Raw genomic sequence first — 21,797 nt, 5'->3', positions numbered from 1 at the left:
CAGTCGCCAGGCATGCTCAAACGCATGGGATTCTTGCGCATCCGCACCACGGTGGACGAGCGGCCAGGACGGCTGGCCTCCCTCGCCTCGGCCCTGGCCGAGAGGGGTGGCAACATCCTCGGCCTCAGTGTTCAGTCCGACGCCGACGGAACCGTTGACGAGTTCGTCGCCGACATCCCCGCCAGCCCCGAGACCGTGCGCGAGGCCCTGGAGGCGGCCGGCGGCCGCCGGGTCCAGGTGGTGCCCGCGACCGCCCACGAGCTGACCGACGAGCCCACCAGAGCGCTGCTGCTGGCCTCCAGGCTGCGCGCCATGCCGTGGCGGCTGCCCGAGCTGCTGGCCGAGCTGCTGCGCGCGGACGACGCCAGGTGGATCTATGGTGAAGCGGTGAGTGATCTACCCGACCCGACCCAGCTCGTCGTGCCCGTGGCGGCCCGCCGTGCGGTCCGCCTGCGCCGCGCCGAGCTGCCCTTCACCCTGACCGAGGCGGCCAGGGCCGCGTCCTTCGCCAGGCTCGCCCAGCCGGCGGGTGAGCAGAGCGGCACCGAGCGCGCGGTCAAGCTCGCCGACGGAGTGGAGGTCACCGTACGCCCGCTGACCTCGATCTACCGCGAGGCCGTACGCGACCTGCACGACCGCTGCTCGCCCGAGTCGCGCAGGTTCCGCTACTACACCTCGATGCCCGCGCTGCCGTCGCGCATGTTCGACCGGCTGTGCGACAGGAGCAGGGGATATTCGCTGGTCGCCGGGCATGACGGGCAGGTCGTGGGGATGGCCAACCTGATGTTCACCCCCGACCCCGGCATCGCCGAAATGGCCGTCCTCGTCGAGGACCGCTGGCAGGGGCGCGGCCTGGGTGCCGCGATGGCCAGGATGCTCGTGTGCTCCGCGCGCGACCTGGGGTACGCCGAGGTCCGGGCCACCATGCTCTCCGACAACGTCAGAATGCGCAGGCTGCTGATCTCCCTGGGCGCCACCCTCGGCTACACCGAGGACCCCGGCGTGGTGGAGGCCAGGCTGCCCGTCGGCGCGCTGGCGTCAGCCTAGGCCCTCCTCGTCCTGCCGCTCCGCGGGCTCCTGCCGCGCGGGCGGCTGGATGCCCAGGTGGCGCTCGATGCGTTCCAGGCTCTCCTGGATCTGGGTGAGCCGCTCGTTCATCGCGTGGGGGCCGGAGAAGAACATCTCGGTGGGCCGTTCCTTGGAGCTGCGGCGCAGCTCGTCGAGCAGGCGCTGGCGCAGGTCGGCCAGGTCCGCGCCGGCGTCCGTGAGCGCCCGGGCCGCCAGCCCCTCGCCTTCCCTGATCAACCCGAGCAGGATGTGCTCGGTGCCGATGTAGTTGTGGCGCAGCTGGAGCGCCTCGCGCAGCGACAGCTCCAGCACCTTCTTGGCGCGCTGGGTGAAGGGAATGTGCGCCCCCGGCGGCTTGCTGTCGTGGCCCGTCTCGCGCTGCACGAAGGCGCGTACGTGCTCGAGCTCCACGCCGCAGCCGTCGAGCACCAGTGCCGCCAGCCCCTCGCCCTCTCTGATCAGCCCGAGCAGGATGTGCTCGGTGCCGATGTTGTTGTGGACCATCATCCGCGCCTCCTCCTGGGCGAGGACGACGACCCTGCGCGCGCGGTCGGTGAAGCGTTCGAACACCGGGGCCTCCGTTCGGCTGGGGCTGTCTCCACTATGCGCTAGAAACCAGCGGATGTGGGGTATTTGTGCTGTGTGGATCTTGACGAGGTGGCCGACCGTCTTTACGCGCTCCCGCCGCCGGAGTTCACCGCCGCCCGCGAGGCCGAGGCCCGCGCGGCCAAGGACGCGGGCGACGCAGGGCTCTCGCGCGACATCGCCAAGCTGCGCAAGCCCACAGTGTCGGCCTGGGCGGTCAACAGGATCGCCCGCGAGCACCCGGAGGAGCTGGCCGAGCTGCTCGACGTGGGGGAGCGCCTGCGCGCGGCCTGGCAGGAGCAGGACGCCGACGCACTGGCCGAACTGACCCAGCGCCGCGGCGTGGTCACCGGCAAGCTGGGCCGGCTCATCAGGCAGGTGGCGGGCCTGTCTCCGGCGGCGGCCGCCGAAGTGGACCAGACCCTGGACGCCGCCGTCGTCGACGCCGACGCGGCCGCTCAGGTGCGGCAGGGCCACCTGGTCAAGCCGCTCAGCTACAGCGGCTTCGCGCCCGCCCCCATCCTGCGCGAGCGGCCCGCCGCCAGGCGGAAGAAGACCCCTGAGGACCAGGCCGCGGAGGCGAGGGAACGCGAGGAGACCGAGGCCAGGAAGGCCAGGGAGCGCCAGGAGGCCGAGGCCGCGCACCGCGAGTGGCGCGAGGCCGTGGAGGCCGCCACCGAGGAGTACGACGAGTGCGCCGAGCGCGTCGCGACCCTGGAACGCAAGCTCGCCAAGGCCCGCAAGAAGCTCGACGACAGCCGCCATCGGCTGGAGGTGGCGCAGCGGGAGGAACGGCGGGCACGGCAGCGGCTCGATCAATGAGCTATGGTGTACGAAACGGTTTCGTACACCACGAGCCGCGTACGCACCCACACCTTGGAGCGGCGATGACCACCTGGACCCCTGCCTCCATGCCCGACCTGACGGGCAAGACCGCCATCGTGACCGGCGCCAACAGCGGCATCGGCCTGCCCACCGCGCTGGAGCTGGCCCGGCACGGCGCGCGCGTCGTCGTGGCCGCGCGCTCGGCCGGCAAGGGCGGCGCGGCGGTCGACCTGATTTTGCGGGAGGTGCCCGGCGCGCAGGCCGAGTACGCCCACCTCGACCTGGCCGACCTGGCCTCCGTCCGGGAGTTCGCCGCGGGCGTGGACCGGGTCGACCTGCTGATCAACAACGCGGGCATCGGCCTGATCCCCAGGCAGGAGACCAAAGACGGCTTCGAGCTGCAGTTCGGCACCAACCACCTGGGCCACTTCGCGCTCACCGGCCTGCTTCTGCCGCTGCTGCTCGCCCGCCCCGGCGCGCGCGTGGTGACCGTGTCCAGCGTCGCGCACACCATGGGCAAGATCGACTTCGATGACCTGGGCCTGGAGCGCGGGTACAGCCGGTTCAGCGCGTACGGGCGGTCCAAGCTCGCCAACCTGCTCTTCATGCTGGAGCTGCAGCGGCGCGCCCAGCGGGCGGGGACGGGCCTGATCTCCGCGGCCAGCCACCCGGGCACCACCGCCACGAACATCGTCAAGCTGGGGCCGCTGCAGCCTCTCCTGGGCGTGTTCTTCCAGTCGGCCGAAGCCGGGGCGCACCCTTCGCTGTACGCCGCCACCTCGCCCGACATCCGCGGCGGCGAGTTCGTCGGCCCCAAGTGCAAGATCCTCACGCCTTCGGAAAGGGCCAGGTCCGAAGAGGACGCCCGTCGGCTCTGGGATGTGTCCATCGAACTGACGGGCGTGCGATTCGAGGAGATCGCCTACAGGCCGACTTCTCAGCCCTGAAGCTTGCCCGCCACCCGGGCACGTGCCGCGCCGCGGCGCCGGCAACAGGCCGTTGAGTAACATCAGAGCCGCAAAGAACAAGCCGGTTGACCCGGGTGGGACGCCCGAGGTCGCCGAACCGATAGTGCTGAAGGACGTGTACGTGGCTCCACTCGACCCTGAGCGTGACAGGGCCATTCTCGACGCCACGATGGAACTGCTGTCGGAAGTCGGCTACGACCGGATGTCGGTCGACCAGATCGCCAAGCGGGCCAGGGCCAGCAAGGCCACCATCTACCGGCGCTGGGCGGGCAAGCCGGAGCTGGTGGTGGACGTCATCTGCCGCAGGTTCGACATGGACGCGCCGCCGGGGCAGGACACCGGCTCGCTCCGCGGCGACCTGGCGTCCATCTTCGCGGGTCTGTGCGAGGCGGTGGAGCGCAAGCACACGGTGGTCATCGGGCTGTCCTCGACGCTGGTGTCCAACCAGGAGCTGGCGCGCACGCTGCGCGCGCACATGCCGACGAAGAACCTCGGCGACGTACGGGCGCTGGTCGAGCGGGCGGTGGAGCGCGGTGAGCTGGGCGCGCCCGTCGATGCCGCGCGGCTGTTCGCGGTCGCCGAGGCGCTGGTGTGGCATCGGATGATCTTCACCGGGCCGCCGTTCGGCGCGGAGTTCGTCGCGGAGTCCGTGGACGGTGTGCTGATGCCGGTGGTGACCGCCTGGTCGAAGGGCTAGCCCGGGCAGCGGGTCGCGTGCGCCAGGTAGGCGCACACCGGGAAGCCGTCGCGCTCGTATGGTGCCGTGAGCCGGATGTAGTGGGCTCTGATCCGCTCCACGACCTCCGGCGGCTGCCTGCCGATCACCGCGAACCGCTGGCCGCCCGCCTGCACGATGTCCGTCCACCAGGCCCCGGGATCCACCTGGTGGCACCACCGTACGGTCTCCACGGCCGCCCCCACGAACCCCGCCTCGGCGAGCAGGGCGGTGAAGCGGTCCGGGGTGTCGCTGGCCGTGAACGGCCGGGGCGGCGGCTCGTACGGGACCCCGGCCGCGGTGATGGCGTCGGCGAAGACGTTGGTGGCGGTCATCTCGTCGGCCTTCCACCACGTCAGGGCGAGCGTCCCGCCCGGGCGCAGCACGCGATGCAGCTCCTTGAGCGAGTCCCCAGGGTCGGAGACGTGATTGATGACGAAATTTCCGGCCACACCGTCAAAAGACCCGTCCTCGAACGGGAGCTCGGGAAGCGCGGCCTGCCGGATCGTCGCGTAGGGGTGCCGGCGGGCGGCCAGCTCGATCATGTGCGGATCGGCGTCGACGGCGATGACCTCGGCGCCTAAGGCGAGCGCGGCCGCCGTCACCACGCCGGTGCCGCAGCCGACGTCGAGCAGGCGGGCGGCATGCGCCCGGTCGAGGAGGGGGCCGACGGTGTGGGAGCTGAGCTGAGCGAAGCCGCGATCGTACGCTTCGGCGTTGGTCACGTGATCCAGGGTATCCCAGCCGCAGAACCTAACATCTTCCTGTGAAGTTTCGCCAGAAAGGCTATTAAGTCGGGAAATGTCGCGTCTAAGGTCGTCCCCATGACCCTCGACGCCTTCATCGACGCGCTGCCCAAGGTCGAGCTCCACGTCCACCTGGTCGGCTCGGCCTCGGTCCCCACCGTGCTGGAACTGTCGCGCCGCCACCCCGGCAGCACGGTCCCCACGACGGAGGAGGAGCTGCGCCGCTTCTACAGCTTCCGCGACTTTCCGCACTTCGCCCGGGTGTACCGAGCCGTCAACCAGCTCGTCCGCGAGCCGGAGGACGTGGCGACGCTCGTGCTCGGCCTGGCCCGCGACCTCGCCCCCCAGGGCGCCCGCTACGTGGAGCTGCAGGTCACGCCGTACGCCCACCACGTGGTCGGCATGCCCATGCGCGAGGTCACCGAGGCCCTCGACCTGGCCGCCCGCCGCTCGCTGGCCGAGCACGGCGTGGAGATGACGTACATCTTCGACATCCCCGGCGAGTACGGCGAGGAGGCCGCGAAGGTCACCCTCGATCACGCGCTCCAGGAACCTCCCGCCGCATTGGTAGGTTTCGGCATAGGCGGGATAGAGCAGGAACGCCTGAAATATCGGGACGCCTACCGTTCGGCGTTCTCCGCGGCCCGCGCCGCCGGACTGCACAGCGTCCCGCACGGCGGCGAGATGACCGGACCCGAGAGCATCTGGGAGGTCATCGAGGGCTACGGCGCCGAGCGCATCGGCCACGGCATCAACTGCCTCGCCGACCCCCGCCTGGTCGCCCACCTGCGCGAGACCCAGCTGCCGCTGGACGTCTGCCCGACCTCCAACGTGTGCACCGGCCAGATCACCCGCATCGCGGACCATCCGCTGCCCCGGCTGCTGGAGGAGGGCCTGTACGTGACGCTCAACAGCGACGACCCGCCCATGTTCGCCACCACCCTGGCCGGCGAGTACCGGGTCGCGGCGGAGGCCTTCGGGCTCGGGAAGGAGGAGCTGGCCCAGCTCGCCCGCAACGGCGTCCGGGCCTCCTACCTGGCCGAGGACCGCAAGCAGGCGCTGCTCAAAGAGATCGACGACCTGCTCGCGGCCGGGAACTGAGACCGGATCAGGGCGACGCCAGGCGCCCCAGCCCCGGCGGGATCTTCCCCGCCGCCGCCCGGTCGAGCAGGAACAACGTCCGCCCACGGCCCCGGGCGCCCGCGGCAGGCACCTGCACGGGACCGGATTCCGACAGCGCCAGGCGTACCGCGCCCGACTTCTCCTCGCCGGCCGCCACCACCCACACCTCGCGCGAGGCCTGGATGGCGGGCAGCGTCAAAGAGATCCGGATGGGCGGCGGCTTGGGGGAGCCGTGCACGGCCACCACCGGGCGCGTGTCGTACAGCGCGGGCATGCCCGGGAACAGCGAGGCCACATGCGCGTCCGGGCCCATGCCGAGCAGCATCACATCGAAGCTCGGCACCGGCCCGTGGTCCTCGGGGCGGGCGGCGGCGCGCAGCTCGGCGGCGTAGGACTCGGCCGACTCCTCCGCCGTCATGCCCGCGTCGGGACCGCGCATGACGTGCACCCGCTCCTGGTCCACGTCCACGTGGTCGAGCAGGGCCGCGCGGGCCCCGGTCTCGTTGCGTTCCTTGTCGCCGGAGGGCAGGAACCGCTCATCGCCCCACCAGACGTCCAGGCGCCGCCAGTCGACGGCGTCGCGGGCGGGCGTCGCGGCGATGGCCGCCAGCGTGGCGACGCCGACCGTGCCGCCGGTCAGCACGATCGACGCCGACCCCTTGGCCGACTGCAGGTCGACCAGCCGCGTGATGATCCGCGCCGCCACCGCCTTGGCGAGGACGTCGGCGTCGCGGTGTACGACTACGTTGGGAACGCTCACCATCATCCCTTGTACGTGCGGGCGAAGCACTTGACCGCGGTCTCGTAGATCTCGTCGGTGTCGAGCCTGCGCAGCTCCTCGGCCATCAGCTCCGAGGTGTGCCGCCGGGCCAGGGCCACGTTCCTGTCCGGCTGCCCGGGCCGCGACAACGTGGCCAGCCGGGCGTCCGTCCTGACGACGGCGAGCTCGCCCTCGTCCAGGAGCAGGCGTACGGCGGTGATCCCGGGGCCGGCCGAGTCGACGACCTTGATGTGCAGCCCGAGCCGCTCCGACAGCCAGGCGGCCAGCAGCGTCGCGCTCGGGTTGCCCGGAGAGGCCTCCACGACGCCCTCGAGCACCTCGCCCACCGGCTGGTCGAACGCGGCCGCCAGCAGGCTGCGCCACGGCGTCAGCCGGGCCCAGGACAGGTCGGTGTCGCCGCGGTCGTACCCTCTGGCCCTGGTCAGCAGCGACTTGACGCCGCCGTCGTCGAAGCCCCGGGCGTCGGTGATGCGCCGCTGCGCCAGCGCCCCGATGGCGTCCTTGGACGGCACGTCGGGGGCCGTGCCCGGCCACCACGCCACCACCGGCGTGTCGGGCAGCAGCAGCGGGCTCACCACGGAGTCGGCGTGCTGGGTCAGCTCGCCGTACAGGCGCAGCACCACCACCTCGCCCGGCGTGGACTCGCCGATGCGCAGCTCCGCGTCCAGCCTGATGGCCTCCTCGGGCTCCCGCTTGATCACCACGATGATGCGCGACGGGTGCTCGCGGGCCGCCTCGGTGGCCGCGCGCAGGGCGTCGTACTGGTGGCGCTCCTCGCAGACCACCACGAGCGTCAGCACCATGCCGACGGCGGGCGCGCCCATCTGGTGGCGCAGGTGCGTGAGCTGCGCCGAGATCTTCCCCGCCGTCGTGTCCGACAGCATGAACGTCGTCACGAGCCCTCCTTCGTCGGTCTCGCGACGACAGTCGTGCTGTGTCTCATTGTTCCCTCGCTACGCCCAGTCACTAGAGTCTCCTCCACACGCGCCCGTCGCGGGCCATCATGGCGTTCGCGGACTCCGGCCCCCACGAGCCGGACTCGTACGGCTCCGGCTGGCCCTGCGTGGCCCAGAACTCCTCGATCGGGTCGAGGATCTTCCACGACAGCTCCACCTCCCGCTGGTGCGGGAAGAGCGGCGGGTCGCCGATCATCACGTCGAGCAGCAGCCGCTCGTACGCCTCCGGCGACGACTCCAGGAACGACTCGCCGTAGGCGAAGTCCATGGAGACGTCGCGCACCTCCATCGCGGTCCCCGGCACCTTCGAGCCGAACCGCACGGTGATGCCCTCGTCCGGCTGTACCCGGATGACCAGCGCGTTCTGGCCGAGGATCTCCACGTCGTCCTTGCTGAACGGCAGGTGCGGCGCCCGCTGGAACACCACCGCCACCTCCGTCACCCGGCGGCCCAGGCGCTTGCCGGTGCGCAGGTAGAACGGCACCCCCGCCCACCGCCGGTTGGCGATCTCCAGCTTGATGGCGGCGTACGTCTCGGTGGTGGAGTCGGTCGAGATCCCGTCCTCCTGCAGATAGCCGACGACCTTCTCGCCGCCCTGCCAGCCCGCGGAGTATTGCCCGCGCGCGGTGTTGAGACCCAGGTCGGCCGGCAGTTGCACGGCCTTGAGCACCTTCTCCTTCTCCCGCCGCAGCGCGGAGGCCTCGAAGGAGGTCGGGTCCTCCATCGCGACGAGCGCGAGGAGCTGCAGCAGGTGGTTCTGGATCACGTCGCGGGCCGCGCCGATGCCGTCGTAGTAGCCCGCGCGCCCGCCGATGCCGATGTCCTCGGCCATCGTGATCTGCACGTGGTCGACGAAGCCGCGGTTCCAGATGGGCTCGTAGAGGTTGTTGGCGAACCTCAGCGCCATGATGTTCTGGACGGTCTCCTTGCCCAGGTAGTGGTCGATCCGGAAGATCGAGCTCTCCGGGAAGGCCGAGGTGGTGATCTCGTTGAGCTCGTGCGCCGACTGCAGGTTGTGCCCGAACGGCTTCTCGATCACCACCCGCCGCCACGATCCGTCGGGCGCGTCGGCCAGCCCGGTCCGCTTGAGCTGCTCCACCACCAGGGGGAAGAACTTCGGCGGCACCGACAGGTAGAACGCGTAGTTTCCGCCCGTGCCGCGGGTCTGGTCGATCTCAGCCAACGCCATGGCCAGCGCGTCGAACGCCCCGTCGTCCGAGAACTCGCCCGGCACGAAATGGATGCCCTCGAGGAGCTGCTTCCAGACCTCCTCGCGGAACGGCGTCCTGGCGTGCGCCTTGACGGCGTCGTGCGTCAACTGGGCGAAATCCTGGTCCTTCCAGTCCCGCCGGGCGAAGCCGACCAGCGAGAAACCGGGTGGCAGCAGCCCCCGGTTCCCCAGGTCGTAGATCGCCGGCAGCAGCTTGCGCTTGGCCAGGTCACCGGTCACGCCGAACAACACCATCACGCACGGTCCCGCCACCCGTGGCAGCCGCTTGTCGCGCGGGTCGCGCAGCGGGTTGGCGGCGGCCACTTCGATCGTGGTGGCGGTGCCCGCGACGGCCGCCGCCGCGGTGATGGCTTCCTCAACGGGTGCTGCCGGGTCTGTCATCTCAAACCTCCTGTGCGGCTGCGAGCAGGCGCGCGACGCCTGCCGCGCGGTCGGTCAAATGCAGGCGTACGGCGGGCCGCCCGCGCGTTTCGAGCGCCTCCAGGTCGGCGAGCGCCTGGGCGAGCTGGAGGCGGCCCAGCGTGCGGGGGCGGCCGGGAACCGCGACGTCCTCGGCCACCGCCCCGGTGATCTGCAGGAACACGCCGTTCGGCGGCCCGCCCTTGTGGTATTGGCCGGTCGCGTGCAGCAGCCGCGGCCCCCACCCGAACGTCACCGGCCGGTCGGTACGCATCGCCAGCAGCGCCCGCAGCGTGGCCGGGTCGGCCATCATCCAGGCGTCGGTCATCTGCTCGAAGTCGGCCCCGTCGGGCACCGGCGCGTCGAAGGCCGCCAGCCGGTCCAGGTAGGCCATCACCGTCAGGTAGCCGTCATGGGGTATCGCGTGCAGCAGCTCGGTGAACACCCCGGGCAGGTCCTTGGCCTTCGCCGGCCCGTAGACCTCGACGGGCCCGTCCACCAGCGTCGGCGCGCCGCCGGGCAGGTCGGGCAGGGACAGCAGGGCCGCGGCGCGGTCCGCCGGCTCGGCCACGTCGGGCCGGTCGAACGGGTCGCTCCCCAGCAGGAGCGCCGCGACGGCGGCGGCGTACTCCCAGACCAGCAACTGCGCGCCCAGCGGCCCGTCCACGCGCACGTCGCCGACGTCGGACTCGATGGCGACGACCAGCTCGTCGCCGCTCTCGTTGGGGTCGGCGCCCACGACAGGCAGGATCCCCCTGCCCTGCTTGCCGGTGGACTGCGCGATCAGCTGCTCGATCCAGTCGGGCAGCCCGGGCATGGCGGAGAGCTGGTCTTCCAGCAGCAGTTTGTCGCGTCCGGCCAGTGCCGCGCCGCCGATCGCGGCTCCCAGGTCGAGCCCGGGGTTGCCGTCGTCGCGAGACAGCAGCGGCAGCACCTCATCGGCCTCGTCGAGCAGCCGCGCCACGTCGGCCCCCGCCAGCGCGCTCGGCACCAGCGCGGCCGCCGACAGGGCCGAGTCCCAGCCGTCCGCCGGCGCGCCGCCGGTCGGCTGCGTATCGCGACCGCCCTCCGGCACCACGCGGTAGCCGCCGTCCACGGCCCGCCGCTCCAGCGGCGAGCCCGGTCCGGCGACGACCACGATCCGGTCCGCGGCCGCGATGCCGGCCTGCGTGAACAGCTCCTCGTAGCCGTGCAGGACGCAGTCGGTCTCCACGGTGGAGCCCGCCACCACCAGGAGCGTGGACTCCAGCGGCTCGGCCAGCGCGCGGCGCACCTGCCCGGGGTCCGTCGTGTCGAGCACGGTGAGCGGCACGTCGGCGGTGGCGCAGATCACCTCCGCGGCCAGCGCCGGGCCGCCCGTCGCGGCCAGCACCACGTTGGTCAGGCCCGCGGCGCGGGCCCGCTCGGCGAGCTCGCCCAGCTCGGGCAGCAGTTCGCGGGCGGCGTGGGGCAGCGTGCGCCAGCCGAACCCGGCCGCCGCCCCCGCCTCGGCGTCCTCGCCCCACAGCGTGGGGTCGCCGGCGGCGAGCCGCGCGGGCACGCCGTCGGCGATGAGGCGCCCCGCGACGGAGGAGGCGGCCGAAGCCACCCCTCCGTCGCGGTAGGACACTTCCATCACGGGACCAGGTTCTTGGTGACGCTCTCGAGCAGCTCGTTCCAGGACGCCTCGAACTTCTGCACGCCCTCGTCCTCCAGCAGCTTCACCACGTCGTCGTAGTCGACGCCGGCGTCCTTGAGCGCCGCCATGGTGTTCCAGGCGTCCTCGTAGAACGGCCGTACGGTGTCGCCGGTGACGTTGGCGTGGTCGGCGGTCGCGTCGAGCGTCTTCTCCGGCATCGTGTTGACGGTGCCGGGCGCGACGAGCTGGTCGACGTAGAGCGTGTCCGGGTATTCGGGGTTCTTCACGCCGGTCGAGGCCCACAGCGGGCGCTGCGGGCGGGCGCCGGCGGCGCGCAGGCGCTGCCACCGCTCGGAGTTCATGACATCCTCGAACGCCGCGTACGCCAGGCGCGCGTTGGCCACGCCCGCCTTGCCCTTCAGCTCGGGCTTGCCGAGCTTGTCGAGCCGCTTGTCGATCTCGCTGTCCACCCGGCTGACGAAGAACGAGGCCACCGATTCGATCGTGGCCAGGTCGATGCCCTTGGCCTGCGCGGCCTCCAGGCCCGTCAGCCAGGCGTCCATGACCGCGCGGTAGCGCTCCAGCGAGAAGATCAGCGTGACGTTGACGCTGATGCCCTCGGAGATGGCCTGCGTGATCGCCGGCAGGCCCGCCAGGGTCGCCGGGATCTTGATGAACAGGTTGGGCCGGTCCACCAGCCACCACAGCGCGCGGGCCTCGGCCACGGTCTTGTCGCTCTCGTGGGCCAGGCGCGGGTCCACCTCCAGCGACACACGGCCGTCCACGCCGCCGGTGGCGTCGAAGACGGGGCGCAGCACGTCGGCGGCCCAGCGGATGTCGTAGGCGGTGATGGCGCGCACCGCCTCGTCGACGCTGACCCCGCGCAGGGCCAGGTCGTGCAGCTGCGCGTCGTAGGCGTCGCCCTTGCTGAGCGCGCCGGCGAAGATCGTCGGGTTGGAGGTCACCCCGACGACGTTCTTCTCGCGCATCAGCTGCTCGAGGTTGCCGCTGCGCAGCCGCTCCCGGCTGATGTCATCCAGCCAGATGGCCACGCCCTGGCCGGACAGCTTGTTGAGGATCTCGCTCATCGTCTCTTCAGTTTCCCGTCGTCTCGCCCTTGTCATGACCCAGCTTGGCCAGGCTCGCCTTGGCCGCAGCCGCCACGCGCTCCGGCGTCAGCCCGAACTGCTCGTACAACGTCTTGTACGGGGCGGACGCACCGAAGTGTTCGAGACCGACCACTTCGCCGCACTCGCCGACGTATTGGTGCCAGCCGAGCGCGATGCCCGCCTCGACCGCGACCCGAGCCTTGATCGCCGAGGGCAGAACCGTCTGCCTATATGCGATGTCCTGCCCGTTGAACCACTCGACACACGGCATCGACACCACACGCGTGGGGATGCCCTGGGCCTCCAGGATGTCGCGGCCCTCCACGGCGATCTGGACCTCGCTGCCGGTGGCGATGATGATCACCCTGGGCTCGCCGTCGGACGCCTCGCGCAGCACGTAGCCGCCGCGGGCCACGCCGTCGGCGCTGGTGCCCTCGTAGACCGGCAGGTTCTGCCTGGTCAGCGCGAGCGCGGCGGGCCTGTCCTTGTGCTTGAGCACGGCCTTCCACGCGTACGCGGTCTCGTTGGCGTCGGCCGGGCGGACCACGTCCAGGCCGGGGATGGCGCGCAGCGACCACAGGTGCTCGATCGGCTGGTGGGTCGGGCCGTCCTCGCCCAGGCCGATGGAGTCGTGCGTCCACACGTAGGTGACCGGCAGCTTCATCAGCGCGGCCAGCCGCACGGCCGGGCGCATGTAGTCGGAGAAGACCAGGAACGTGCCGCCGTACGCGCGGGTGCCGCCGTGCAGGGCGATGCCGTTGAGTATCGCGCCCATGGCGTGCTCGCGGATGCCGAAGTGCAGCGTGCGGCCGTAGCGGTGACCGGGGAACTCCTTGGTCTGGTATTCCTCCGGGATGAAGGACGGCTCGCCCTTCATCGTGGTGTTGTTGGACTCCGCCAGGTCGGCCGAGCCGCCCCACAGCTCGGGCAGCACCGGCGCCAGCGCGCTCAGCACCTCGCCGGAGGCCTTGCGGGTGGAGACCGACGTGCCCGTCTCGAACGACGGCAGCGCCGTGGTCCAGGAGGGCGGCAGCGCGCGGTGGGAGATGCGGTCGAGCTCGGCGGCGCGCTCGGCGTTGGCCAGGCGCCACTCGGCGAAGCCCTTCTCCCATTCGGCGTGCGCGGCGCGGCCGCGCTGGATCACGCCGTGGGCGTGTGCCAGCACCTCGTCGGGGACGTCGAAGGTCTTGGACGGGTCCATGCCCAGGACTTCCTTGGTGGCGGCGACCTCCGCCTCACCCAGGGCCGAGCCGTGGATCTTGCCGGTGTTCTGCTTGTTGGGGGCCGGCCAGCCGATGATCGTGCGCAGCCGGATGAACGACGGCCGGTCGGTCTCCGCCTTGGCGGCCTCCAGCGCGGCGTGCAGCGCCTGCACGTCCTCGACGTAGTCGCCGGTGGTGGTCCAGTCGACGCTCTCGGTGTGCCAGCCGTAGGCCTCGTAGCGCTTGACCACGTCCTCGGACTTGGCGATCAGCGTGTTGTCCTCGATGGAGATGTGGTTGTCGTCCCACAGCACGATGAGGTTGCCCAGCTTCTGGTGGCCGGCGAGCGAGCTGGCCTCGTGGCTGATGCCCTCCTCGATGTCGCCGTCGCTGACGAAGCACCAGATGTGGTGGTCGAACGGCGAGGTGCCGGTCTCGGCGTCGGGGTCGAACAGGCCGCGCTCGCGGCGGGCCGCCATCGCCATGCCGACCGCGTTGCCCAGACCCTGGCCCAGCGGGCCCGTGGTGGTCTCGACGCCCGCCGTGTGGCCGTGCTCGGGGTGGCCGGGCGTGAGGCTCTCCCACTGGCGCAGCCGCCTGAGGTCGTCCAGCGTCAGACCGTAGCCGGAAAGGTAGAGCTGGAGGTAGAGCGTCAGGCTGGTGTGGCCGCACGACAGCACGAAACGGTCGCGCCCGATCCAGGTGGGATCGGTGGGGTCGTGACGCATCACACGCTGGAACAGCAGGTATGCGGCGGGGGCCAGGCTCATGGCGGTGCCGGGGTGACCCGAGCCCGCCTTCTCCACTGCGTCCATCGCCAGTGCTCGAACGACATCGACCGCCTGCTTGTCCAGGTCGGTCCATTCAAGGGCTGGCACGAGTTCGGTGCTCAAGTGCTCGATCTCCGGAATCTAGTTGTCATCGGTTGTGCCGGTTGGCTAACCCGCCCACACGGGACCCTAACCGAGTGGAGATGGCGATCGATTCCCATTCCCACCCTCACGTGTCCATGTCTGGCGCAAGCCCCCCATTGGCCGGACCGGCCGACCCTGCGACTACAGTTTGTTTGTTCGCAGGGGCGTGCGCCACGCCCACCCATGGATCCGCTCTTATCAGAGGTTACGCGTTGACTCCGCACAGGCTGGAAGCGCCTTGACGGTGCTGACCAACAGGCAGGCGACGGCCCCATCACCGCAGGTGGAGGCGCCTCGCTCGATCGTCACGATCGTGAAGGCCTACATCGCGCTCACCAAGCCGCGGATCATCGAGCTGCTGCTGATCACGACGCTGCCGGTGATGTTCCTCGCGGCCGGCGGCCTGCCGCCGCTGTGGACGTCCATCTCGGTCATGGTGTTCGGCACCCTGTCGGCGGGCAGCGCCAACGCGCTCAACTGCTACGTTGATCGCGACATCGACCAGAAGATGCGCCGCACCCGCCGCCGGCCGCTGGCCCGGCACCAGGTCTCGCCCCGGGGCGCGCTCGTCTTCGGGATCGTGCTCGGGATCCTGTCCACCATCGGCCTGTGGGTCACCACCAACTGGCTCGCGGCGACGCTGTCCACCGCGGCGATCCTGTTCTACGTGCTGGTCTACTCGATGATCCTCAAGCGGCGCACCGCCCAGAACATCGTGTGGGGCGGCATCGCGGGCTGCATGCCGGTGATGATCGGCTGGGCGGGCATCACCGAGCGACTCGACTGGGCTCCCTTGGTGCTGTTCGGGGTGGTGTTCTTCTGGACGCCGCCGCACACCTGGACGCTGGCCATGCGCTACAAGGAGGACTACGCGGCGGCCAAGGTGCCGATGCTGCCCGTCGTGGCCACCGAGCGGCGGGTCATCCTGGAGTCCATCGCCTACACGTGGGCGACCGTGCTGTGCTCGCTGGCGCTGTGGCCGGTGGCGGACACCACGCTGTTCTACCCGGCCGTGGCCGCCGTGCTGGGCGTGATGTGCCTGTGGGAGGTGCACCGCCTGCTGGCCCGGCTCAACGCCGGCAAGAGCGGCGTGGACCTGCGGCCCATGCGCTTCTTCCACTGGTCCAATGCCTACCTGGCGCTGCTCTTCCTCGCGGTCGCCATCGACCCGTTGCTGGCCTGATCGGACGGGTCCCGGCCGTGGAATCGGACGCGGAGGAAGTGCACGACCTGCATGTCTGGACGGTGACGAGTGGCTATCCCGCGCTGCCGGGCCACGTGATCGTGGCGAACGGCTCCGGCCGCCACGGCCGCCGCACCGACCTGCCGCACGACCGGTTCGCCAGCGGCCACACCACGCTCCGGGCCGATCAGGGCGTCCCCGGCCTCGAGCGGCACCGCCCGGACCCACACGGACCCCGGCACTCTGATCCGTTAAAGTCACCCTATGGCGACCCGTGATCCACGCTGGGTGTTGAAGGACCGCCCGTCGTTCGCGTTGATCATCGGGCTGGTCGTCACCGGCATCTGCGCCATGGTCTCGTTCTCCTTCGACTTGATCAACGGCGCGCCGGTGCAGTTCTTCATCGCGCTGACGCTGGCGCTGGCCCCGGTGCCGCTGCTGCTGGCCGGGGTGCTGGCGCTGGACCGGATGGAGCCGGAGCCGCGCAGTAACCTGATCTTCGCCTACGCGTGGGGCGCCGGCATCGCGGTGCTGGTCGCGGGCGTGGTCAACTATCTCAACCTGCACTACATCATGGACACCGTCAGGCTGTCGGAGGCCAGCGCGCGCAACATCGCCGCCACCTTCGGCGCGCCCGTGGTCGAGGAGACCATGAAGGGCATGGTGCTGCTCGGGCTGCTCAGGTTCCGCAGGGCCGAGCTCGACGGGCCGACCGACGGCATCATCTACGCCAGCATGGTCGGCCTCGGCTTCGCCATGAGCGAGAACGTCAGCTACTACCTCGCCGCCCTCTCCGGCTCCGGCGTCAAGGGGCTGGCGGTCACGGTGGTGCTGCGCGGCATCCTGTCGCCGCTGGCGCATCCGCTGTTCAGCTCGATGATCGGGGTCGCCGTCGCGTACGCGGCCCAGCGCAGCGGTCCTGAGCGGGTCTTCTACCTCCTGGCGGGCTGGTCCGGCGCGATGATCCTGCACGGCCTGTGGAACGGCCTGGCCTCCTACGGCGGCTTCCCCGGGCTCGTGGTGGCCTACCTGACGCTGCTGCTGGTGCTGATCGTGCTCATCGGCGTGGTGTTCAGGGACCGGCGGCGCATCGTCGCGCTCATCCAGCGCTACCTGCCTCCGTACGAGCCGACCAAGCTGGTCAGCCAGGCCGACATCTTCATGCTGTCGACGTTCTCCAGGCGCCGTCAGGCCCGGCAGTGGGCCAGGGCGCACGGCGGCAAGCGCGGGCTGCGCGCGATGCGCGACTACCAGCTCGCCGCCACCGAGCTGGGCCTGCTGCACGAGCGGGCGGCCCGCCACATGGTCGACGATCACACCTTCCACGTGGAGCAACGGGCGCTGCTGGAATGCATGAGCACCGCCCGCGCGGACTTCCCCGTGCCGTCGCTGCACACCGGCTCGTTCGCCAGGGGCACGCCGCCGCCCGGCTACGCGCCGGGCGCGCCCGGCTGATCCAGGATGCGGGTGAGCGAGACCTCGCGCGGCCCCGGATAGACCGGGTCGGAGTGCAGGATCATCGCGTCGGCGAACGCCTTGGCGGTGGCGAACAGCTCGCGGGCGGCGTAGACGTACGTGGTCGAGGCCCACCGCCGGACCGAGTCGTCACCCACCCCGAACGCCTCCAGTCCGGCCGTCCGGCACAGCGTCACCGCCCTCGGCAGGTGGAACTCCTGCGTGATCACGGTCACCCGCTCCGCCCCGAACACCTTGCGCGCCCGCACGCACGAGTCCCAGGTGTCGAATCCGGCGTAGTCCAGCACCATCACCGCGTCCGGTACGCCCTTGCCCCGCAGGTAGTCACGCATGACCGTGGGCTCGTCGTAGTCCTTGCGGCTGTTGTCGCCCGACAGCAGCAGGGCCCGCACCTTGCCGGCCTGATAGAGCTCGGCGGCGATGTCGAGCCTGCGGGCCAGCATCGGCGTGGGCGTGGCGCCGTAGAGGCCCGCGCCCAGCACCAGCGCGGCCTGCGCCGCCGGCACCCGGGCCGGCCAGCCGCCGCCCTCGGCCGTCGCCCGGTGCTCCGAGCTGCTGAGCCAGGCCCACGTCATGGGCGCGAGGGCGAGCACGCTGACCAGCACCAGACCCTGGTACGTCCGGCGCAACCCCTTCCGAGAGGGGCGGACTTTTCCCAGCAAATCGCACCCTTTCCCGGCCGGGGGAGTGGCGGACTTTTCACCACACACCCTGGCATACCGCGTCAGACGGTGGCGGGTGCTTCGGTGGGGGAGTGGCCGGCGGGGACGGGCTCGGGAGCCCGGGTGCGCAGCGAGGTGACCACCCTGAGCGCGGCGATCCACACCACGGTCGAGCCGAGGACGTGCAGCAGCACCAGCGCGGCGGGCACGGCCAGGAAGTATTGCGTGTAGCCGATCACGCCCTGGAGCAGCTCCACCGTGAACAGCGCCGCGACCGCCCGCCGCGCGCCGCGCGTCGAGTTGCTCACGTGCAGGGCGAACATCAGTGAGAACGTCAGCCCCACCACGATGTAGACGATGTCGGCGTGCAGCCGCGCCACGGCCTCGATGTCGAGGTCGAAGCGCGAGGCCATCACGTCGCCGGAGTGCGGGCCCGTGCCGCTCACCACCACGCCTGCCACCAGCAGCGCGAACACCGCCGCGAGCAACACGTAGCCGAGCCTGCGGATGTCGCGGTGCGTCACCCGGCGGGCCGGGCCGTCGCCCTCGCCGGCGCGGGCGTACAGCATCCAGCAGGCGGCGATCAGGCCCATGGAGATGAGGAAGTGCATGCCCACGGTGAACGGGTTGAGCATCGTGCTGACCACCAGCCCGCCCCACAGGGCCTGGGCCAGCACGCCCGCCGGCTGCAGCAGCGCCAGCCGCACCAGGGCCGGCCTGCGCGGCGCCAGCCGCAGCGCCGCGATCACGCACGCCGCCCCGACCGCCAGCACCAGGAACGTCAGCAGCCGGTTGCCGAACTCGACCAGCATGTTGAGCATCGACACCTCGGGGTGCGCGACCGGGATGAAGCTGTCCGGCGTGCACTTGGGCCAGGTCGGGCAGCCGAGCCCCGAGCCGGTGACGCGCACCCCGGCGCCGGTCACCGCGATGCCCGCGTTGGCCACCACGGACGCCAGTGCCCAGCCCCGCATCGACTGCGTGGTGGGCGCCCAGAAGGAGAACAGGCGCCGCACGAGAGGATGGGGATGGTCGGTGGGTAGCTTCACGTCATCGATGGTACGGGCCGGTACGGCCGGTCCCGTCACCGGGAACGGGGCTTCTCAACCCATCAAGGTATGTGACATATTACTGCTAGGGAGGGAGGTGGGGATGTCCGACGTGATCGTCGTCGGCGCCGGTGTGGTGGGGGCCGCCTGCGCCTACTACGCCGCGCGGGCCGGACTCGACGTGACCGTACTCGACCGGGGGCCCGTGGCGGGCGGCACGACGGGCGCGGGCGAAGGCAACGTGCTGGTCTCCGACAAGGAACCGGGTCCCGAGCTCGAGCTGGCGATGCTGTCCAACCGGCTCTGGCGGGACCTGGCCTCCCTCGGCGGGTTCGAGTTCGAGGCCAAGGGCGGGCTGGTCGTCGCCGAGACCGCCGAGATCCAGCGGCAGCTCACCGATCTCGCCGCGAAGCAGGAGGTCGAGCACGCCGTCGTGGCGAGCGGGTCGTTGCGCGACTACGAGCCGCACCTGGCCGATGGCCTGGCCGGCGGCGTCTACTACCCGCAGGACGCCCAGGTCCAGCCCATGCTGGCGGCCGCCACCCTGCTCGAGCAAGGTGCGGACAGCTACGGCCGCGGCACGCTCCGCCTGCGCCTCGGGGCCGAGGTGACCGGATTCACGCGATCGGGGGAGCGCGTGACCGGCGTCCGCACCACCCACGGTGATGTCCTCGGCGGCGCGGTGATCAACGCGGCGGGCACCTGGGGCGGCGAGGTGGCCGCGCTGGCGGGCGTGCACCTGCCGATCCTGCCCAGGCGCGGGTTCATCCTGGTCACCGAACCGCTGCCGGAGCCCCTGATCAGACACAAGGTCTACACCGCCGCCTACGTGACGAACGTGGCCAGCGACTCGGCCGATCTGGAGACCTCGGCCGTCGTCGAGGGCACCCCGGCGGGGACCGTGCTCATCGGGGCCAGCAGGGAGCGGGTCGGGTTCGACAGGACGATGTCGGTGCCGGTGCTCGCCCGGCTGGCCGAGCAGGCGGTCGCGCTGTTCCCCGCCCTGCGTGAGGTGCGGGTCATCAGGTCGTACTGCGGGTTCCGGCCGTACTGCCCCGACCACCTGCCGGTGATCGGCGCCGACCCGCGGGCGCCCGGGCTGTACCACGCGTGCGGGCACGAGGGCGCCGGCATCGGGCTCGCCCCGGCCACCGGACACCTGCTCGCGCAGGTCCTCACCGATGACCAGCCCGACCTGGACCTGCGCCCCTTCCGCCCGGACCGCTTCCCCTTCGCCGAGGAGGCCTCTTGACCTTCCACATCACGCTCGACGGCCGGCCGGTGCCGGTCGTGCCCGGCCAGACGATCGGCGCCGCGCTGCACGCGGCCGGCGTCCGCTCGTGGCGCACGACCCGGTTCGGCGGGCGGCCCCGGGGGCTGTTCTGCGGGATCGGGGTCTGCTTCGACTGCCTGATCTCGGTCAACGGGCGGGCGCCCGAACGCGCCTGCCTGGTCGAGGCCGCGCCCGGTGACGAGGTGACGACGTCGTGACGTACGACCTGGTGGTCGTCGGCGGTGGCCCCGCCGGGGTGGCGGGCGCGCTCACGGCGGCGCTGGCGGGGCTGCGGGTGGCGCTCGTGGACTCCGCGGCACGGCTCGGCGGCCAGTACTTCCGCCACCCCGTCACCCCGCCGCCCGGGATGGAGCGGTTCCTGCGGCAGGAGCGGGCCCTGGGCGACCGGGCGGACGTGCTGCTACGGCACCAGGTGTGGACCCTCACCCGCGACGACGACCTGATCGTGCACTGCGTCGACGCCGCGGGGCAGGCGGCTGCCGTGCGGGGGCGCCGGGTGCTGATCGCCACCGGCGGGTACGACCGGCCGCTGCCGTTCCCCGGCTGGGACCTGCCCGGCGTGCTCACGGCGGGCGGCGCCCAGGCGCTGCTCAAGGGCAACAGCGTCGTGGCGGGCAGGCGGATCGTCGTCTCCGGCACCGGCCCCTTCCTGCTGCCCGTGGCGTCGGGGCTGGCGGCGGCCGGGGCGCGGGTGCTCGGCGTGTTCGAGGCGGGTGGCGGGCTCGGCCTGGCCAGACATCCCTTGCTGGCCCTGGACAAGGCGGGCGAAGCCGCCCGGTACGCGATGAGCCTGGCCCGGCACCGGGTGCCGTACCTGACGCGCCGGGCGGTGGTCGCGGCCCACGGAGAGCGTGAGGTCGAGGCCGTCACCGTGGCCCGGCTCGACAGGGCGTGGAACGTTCTCGCCACCCGCGTCATCGAATGCGACACCGTGGCCACCGGATACGGGTTCGTGCCGCAGATCGAGCTGGGCGTGCAGCTCGGGTGCGGGACCCGGCACGACGTGGACGGCAGCCCCGTGCTGACCGTCGACGACGCCCAGCGCACCACGGTCGCCGGGGTGTGGGCGGCGGGCGAGCCGACCGGCGTGGGCGGGTGGCGGCTGGCCGAGCTCGAGGGTCGCATCGCGGGCCGCTCCATCGTGGCCGACGCCCGCGGCTCCGCGGCCACCCCCACCACCGCGGCGACCGACGTGACGGCCGCGACCGCCGCGATCATGCTGCCTGGCAGGCGAGAGGCACCGCCCGCCACACCTACGGCGGCATCCGGCACACCCGCCCCGGCACCCGACGGAGCCGGCACGGTGCCTGTGCACGGCGCGGCCGGCAAGGCCGATGTGTCCGGCGCGGCCGACGAGGCGCATGTGCCCGGCGCGGTCGGCGCGGCCGATGGCCACGCGGCGGTGCCCGGCGCGGCGGGCGAGGTCGGCCAGGGCGCGGCCCGCCAGGGCGCGGCCGGTGGCGTGGGGTCTGTACGGGGCGAGGCGGGCGCCGGGGTGCTGGCGCGGCGGCGGGAGCGGTGGCGGGCGTTCGGTGTGGCGTTGCTGCGGGCGTACCCCCTCGAACCCGGCTGGCTGGGGTGGCTGCGTGATGACACGCTGGTGTGCCGGTGCGAGGAGGTGCCACTGGCGCGGGTACGGGAGGCGCAGGCCCTCGGCGCCACCGACGCGCGCTCCATCAAGCTGCTGGCCAGGCCGGGCATGGGCTGGTGCCAGGGCCGCATATGCGGCTACGCCGTCTCCTGCCTGGCCGGAGAGCCGCCGCAGCCGCCCCGCCGCCCCATCGCCCAGCCCGTCACTCTCGGCGCCCTCAGCGATGCCGCCGGTCCCCGTGATGCCGCCGGTCCGCGTGACGCCGCCGTCCCGGGCGACCCCGACGATTCCCCAGCCCACTGA

General features: G+C 71.8%; 20 protein-coding genes and 1 pseudogene. 11 read left to right on the top strand and 10 right to left on the bottom strand.

Annotated features, from left to right (window positions below; all coding sequences use genetic code 11):
• The first annotated feature begins 24 nt into the window (after window positions 1–24).
• Window positions 25–1,047, top strand: coding sequence for a GNAT family N-acetyltransferase (locus tag ACTMTI_RS20605; RefSeq protein WP_441122050.1), 1,023 nt, complete (start codon window positions 25–27; stop codon window positions 1,045–1,047).
• A 141-nt stretch (window positions 1,048–1,188) separates the two neighbouring features.
• On the opposite strand, the pseudogene ACTMTI_RS20600 reads toward ACTMTI_RS20605, so the two are convergent.
• Window positions 1,189–1,638: pseudogene (locus tag ACTMTI_RS20600) on the bottom strand (Clp protease N-terminal domain-containing protein); the annotation flags it as partial.
• Between the two features lie 72 nt (window positions 1,639–1,710).
• Between ACTMTI_RS20600 and ACTMTI_RS20595 the strand changes: the two are divergent.
• From ACTMTI_RS20595 to ACTMTI_RS20585, 3 genes are all read left to right on the top strand, one after another.
• The gene (locus tag ACTMTI_RS20595) at window positions 1,711–2,475 is read left to right on the top strand and encodes a hypothetical protein (RefSeq protein WP_441122049.1); all 765 of its coding nucleotides are present in this window, start codon (window positions 1,711–1,713) and stop codon (window positions 2,473–2,475) included.
• Window positions 2,476–2,540: 65 nt separating this feature from the next.
• A complete protein-coding gene (locus ACTMTI_RS20590; protein WP_441122048.1) occupies window positions 2,541–3,425 on the top strand; it encodes an oxidoreductase in 885 nt (294 codons plus the stop codon).
• Between the two features lie 142 nt (window positions 3,426–3,567).
• Window positions 3,568–4,143, top strand: coding sequence for a TetR/AcrR family transcriptional regulator (locus tag ACTMTI_RS20585; RefSeq protein ID WP_441122047.1), 576 nt, complete (start codon window positions 3,568–3,570; stop codon window positions 4,141–4,143).
• Here the strand turns inward: ACTMTI_RS20585 and ACTMTI_RS20580 are convergent.
• On the bottom strand, window positions 4,140–4,886 hold the full coding sequence (locus tag ACTMTI_RS20580) for a class I SAM-dependent methyltransferase (RefSeq protein ID WP_441122046.1): 747 nt from the start codon (window positions 4,884–4,886) through the stop codon (window positions 4,140–4,142). The genes ACTMTI_RS20585 and ACTMTI_RS20580 overlap by 4 nt on opposite strands.
• Window positions 4,887–4,985: 99 nt before the next feature.
• On the opposite strand from ACTMTI_RS20580, the gene add reads away from it, so the two are divergent.
• Window positions 4,986–6,008 (top strand): adenosine deaminase, encoded by a 1,023-nt coding sequence (gene add, locus ACTMTI_RS20575; RefSeq protein ID WP_441122045.1) that lies wholly within the window; start codon window positions 4,986–4,988, stop codon window positions 6,006–6,008.
• A gap of 7 nt (window positions 6,009–6,015) precedes the next feature.
• On the opposite strand, the gene pgl is transcribed toward add, so the two are convergent.
• The 6 genes from pgl to tkt form a co-directional block, all read right to left on the bottom strand.
• Window positions 6,016–6,789: a 6-phosphogluconolactonase gene (gene pgl / locus ACTMTI_RS20570; protein WP_441122102.1), complete on the bottom strand. Its 774-nt coding sequence runs from the start codon at window positions 6,787–6,789 to the stop codon at window positions 6,016–6,018.
• Window positions 6,790–6,791: 2 nt separating this feature from the next.
• A complete protein-coding gene (gene opcA, locus ACTMTI_RS20565; protein ID WP_441122044.1) occupies window positions 6,792–7,706 on the bottom strand; it encodes a glucose-6-phosphate dehydrogenase assembly protein OpcA in 915 nt (304 codons plus the stop codon).
• Between the two features lie 70 nt (window positions 7,707–7,776).
• Window positions 7,777–9,378, bottom strand: coding sequence for a glucose-6-phosphate dehydrogenase (zwf, locus tag ACTMTI_RS20560; protein WP_441122043.1), 1,602 nt, complete (start codon window positions 9,376–9,378; stop codon window positions 7,777–7,779).
• A gap of 1 nt (window position 9,379) precedes the next feature.
• The gene (locus ACTMTI_RS20555; protein ID WP_441122101.1) at window positions 9,380–11,011 is read right to left on the bottom strand and encodes a glucose-6-phosphate isomerase; all 1,632 of its coding nucleotides are present in this window, start codon (window positions 11,009–11,011) and stop codon (window positions 9,380–9,382) included.
• Complete coding sequence (gene tal, locus ACTMTI_RS20550) at window positions 11,011–12,102, bottom strand: transaldolase (protein WP_441122042.1); 1,092 nt, start codon at window positions 12,100–12,102, stop codon at window positions 11,011–11,013. The genes ACTMTI_RS20555 and tal overlap by 1 nt, the downstream gene beginning before the upstream one ends.
• 7 nt (window positions 12,103–12,109) lie before the next feature.
• Entirely contained in the window at window positions 12,110–14,203 is a 2,094-nt protein-coding gene (gene tkt, locus ACTMTI_RS20545; RefSeq protein WP_441122041.1) for a transketolase, read from the bottom strand.
• Window positions 14,204–14,477: 274 nt separating this feature from the next.
• Between tkt and ACTMTI_RS20540 the strand changes: the two genes are divergently transcribed.
• From ACTMTI_RS20540 to ACTMTI_RS20530, 3 genes are read left to right on the top strand one after another with little or no spacing between them, the layout of a single operon-like run.
• Complete coding sequence (locus tag ACTMTI_RS20540) at window positions 14,478–15,422, top strand: heme o synthase (RefSeq protein WP_441122040.1); 945 nt, start codon at window positions 14,478–14,480, stop codon at window positions 15,420–15,422.
• Window positions 15,423–15,439: 17 nt separating this feature from the next.
• Window positions 15,440–15,700, top strand: a complete 261-nt coding sequence (locus ACTMTI_RS20535; RefSeq protein WP_441122039.1) for a hypothetical protein — start codon at window positions 15,440–15,442, stop codon at window positions 15,698–15,700.
• The gene (locus ACTMTI_RS20530) at window positions 15,687–16,877 is read left to right on the top strand and encodes a PrsW family intramembrane metalloprotease (protein WP_441122038.1); all 1,191 of its coding nucleotides are present in this window, start codon (window positions 15,687–15,689) and stop codon (window positions 16,875–16,877) included. The genes ACTMTI_RS20535 and ACTMTI_RS20530 overlap by 14 nt, the downstream gene beginning before the upstream one ends.
• Here the strand turns inward: ACTMTI_RS20530 and ACTMTI_RS20525 are convergent.
• Together ACTMTI_RS20525 and ACTMTI_RS20520 are read right to left on the bottom strand one after the other, a co-directional pair.
• On the bottom strand, window positions 16,853–17,527 hold the full coding sequence (locus ACTMTI_RS20525) for a SanA/YdcF family protein (protein ID WP_441122037.1): 675 nt from the start codon (window positions 17,525–17,527) through the stop codon (window positions 16,853–16,855). The genes ACTMTI_RS20530 and ACTMTI_RS20525 overlap by 25 nt on opposite strands.
• Window positions 17,528–17,622: 95 nt before the next feature.
• A complete protein-coding gene (locus tag ACTMTI_RS20520; protein WP_441122036.1) occupies window positions 17,623–18,609 on the bottom strand; it encodes a COX15/CtaA family protein in 987 nt (328 codons plus the stop codon).
• A gap of 103 nt (window positions 18,610–18,712) precedes the next feature.
• Between ACTMTI_RS20520 and ACTMTI_RS20515 the strand changes: the two genes are divergently transcribed.
• Genes ACTMTI_RS20515 through ACTMTI_RS20505 form a run of 3 tightly spaced genes read left to right on the top strand, consistent with a single transcriptional unit; the run spans window position 18,713 to window position 21,797 of the window.
• Window positions 18,713–19,861 carry an NAD(P)/FAD-dependent oxidoreductase gene (locus tag ACTMTI_RS20515; protein WP_441122035.1) on the top strand — a complete coding sequence of 383 codons (1,149 nt, stop codon included), beginning with the start codon at window positions 18,713–18,715 and terminating at the stop codon, window positions 19,859–19,861.
• Complete coding sequence (locus ACTMTI_RS20510; protein ID WP_441122034.1) at window positions 19,858–20,100, top strand: (2Fe-2S)-binding protein; 243 nt, start codon at window positions 19,858–19,860, stop codon at window positions 20,098–20,100. The genes ACTMTI_RS20515 and ACTMTI_RS20510 overlap by 4 nt, the downstream gene beginning before the upstream one ends.
• On the top strand, window positions 20,097–21,797 hold the full coding sequence (locus ACTMTI_RS20505; RefSeq protein WP_441122033.1) for an NAD(P)/FAD-dependent oxidoreductase: 1,701 nt from the start codon (window positions 20,097–20,099) through the stop codon (window positions 21,795–21,797). Before ACTMTI_RS20510 ends, ACTMTI_RS20505 begins: the two co-directional genes overlap by 4 nt.

This window comes from Nonomuraea sp. H19 (assembly GCF_052068215.1).
Classification (GTDB): domain Bacteria; phylum Actinomycetota; class Actinomycetes; order Streptosporangiales; family Streptosporangiaceae; genus Nonomuraea.
Note: the sequence above shows the minus strand (reverse complement) of the source record. Positions and strands in the feature narration are given on the sequence as shown.

What these genes read in the sequence shown, in the direction of transcription:
- add (WP_441122045.1), top strand. Translation starts at nt 4,986, where the DNA reads ATGACCCTCGACGCCTTCATCGACGCGCTGCCCAAGGTCGAGCTCCAC.
- ACTMTI_RS20590 (WP_441122048.1), top strand. Translation starts at nt 2,541, where the DNA reads ATGACCACCTGGACCCCTGCCTCCATGCCCGACCTGACGGGCAAGACC.
- zwf (WP_441122043.1), bottom strand. Translation starts at nt 9,378, where the DNA reads ATGACAGACCCGGCAGCACCCGTTGAGGAAGCCATCACCGCGGCGGCG.
- tal (WP_441122042.1), bottom strand. Translation starts at nt 12,102, where the DNA reads ATGAGCGAGATCCTCAACAAGCTGTCCGGCCAGGGCGTGGCCATCTGG.
- ACTMTI_RS20515 (WP_441122035.1), top strand. Translation starts at nt 18,713, where the DNA reads ATGTCCGACGTGATCGTCGTCGGCGCCGGTGTGGTGGGGGCCGCCTGC.
- ACTMTI_RS20530 (WP_441122038.1), top strand. Translation starts at nt 15,687, where the DNA reads ATGGCGACCCGTGATCCACGCTGGGTGTTGAAGGACCGCCCGTCGTTC.
- ACTMTI_RS20555 (WP_441122101.1), bottom strand. Translation starts at nt 11,011, where the DNA reads ATGGAAGTGTCCTACCGCGACGGAGGGGTGGCTTCGGCCGCCTCCTCC.
- ACTMTI_RS20605 (WP_441122050.1), top strand. Translation starts at nt 25, where the DNA reads ATGGGATTCTTGCGCATCCGCACCACGGTGGACGAGCGGCCAGGACGG.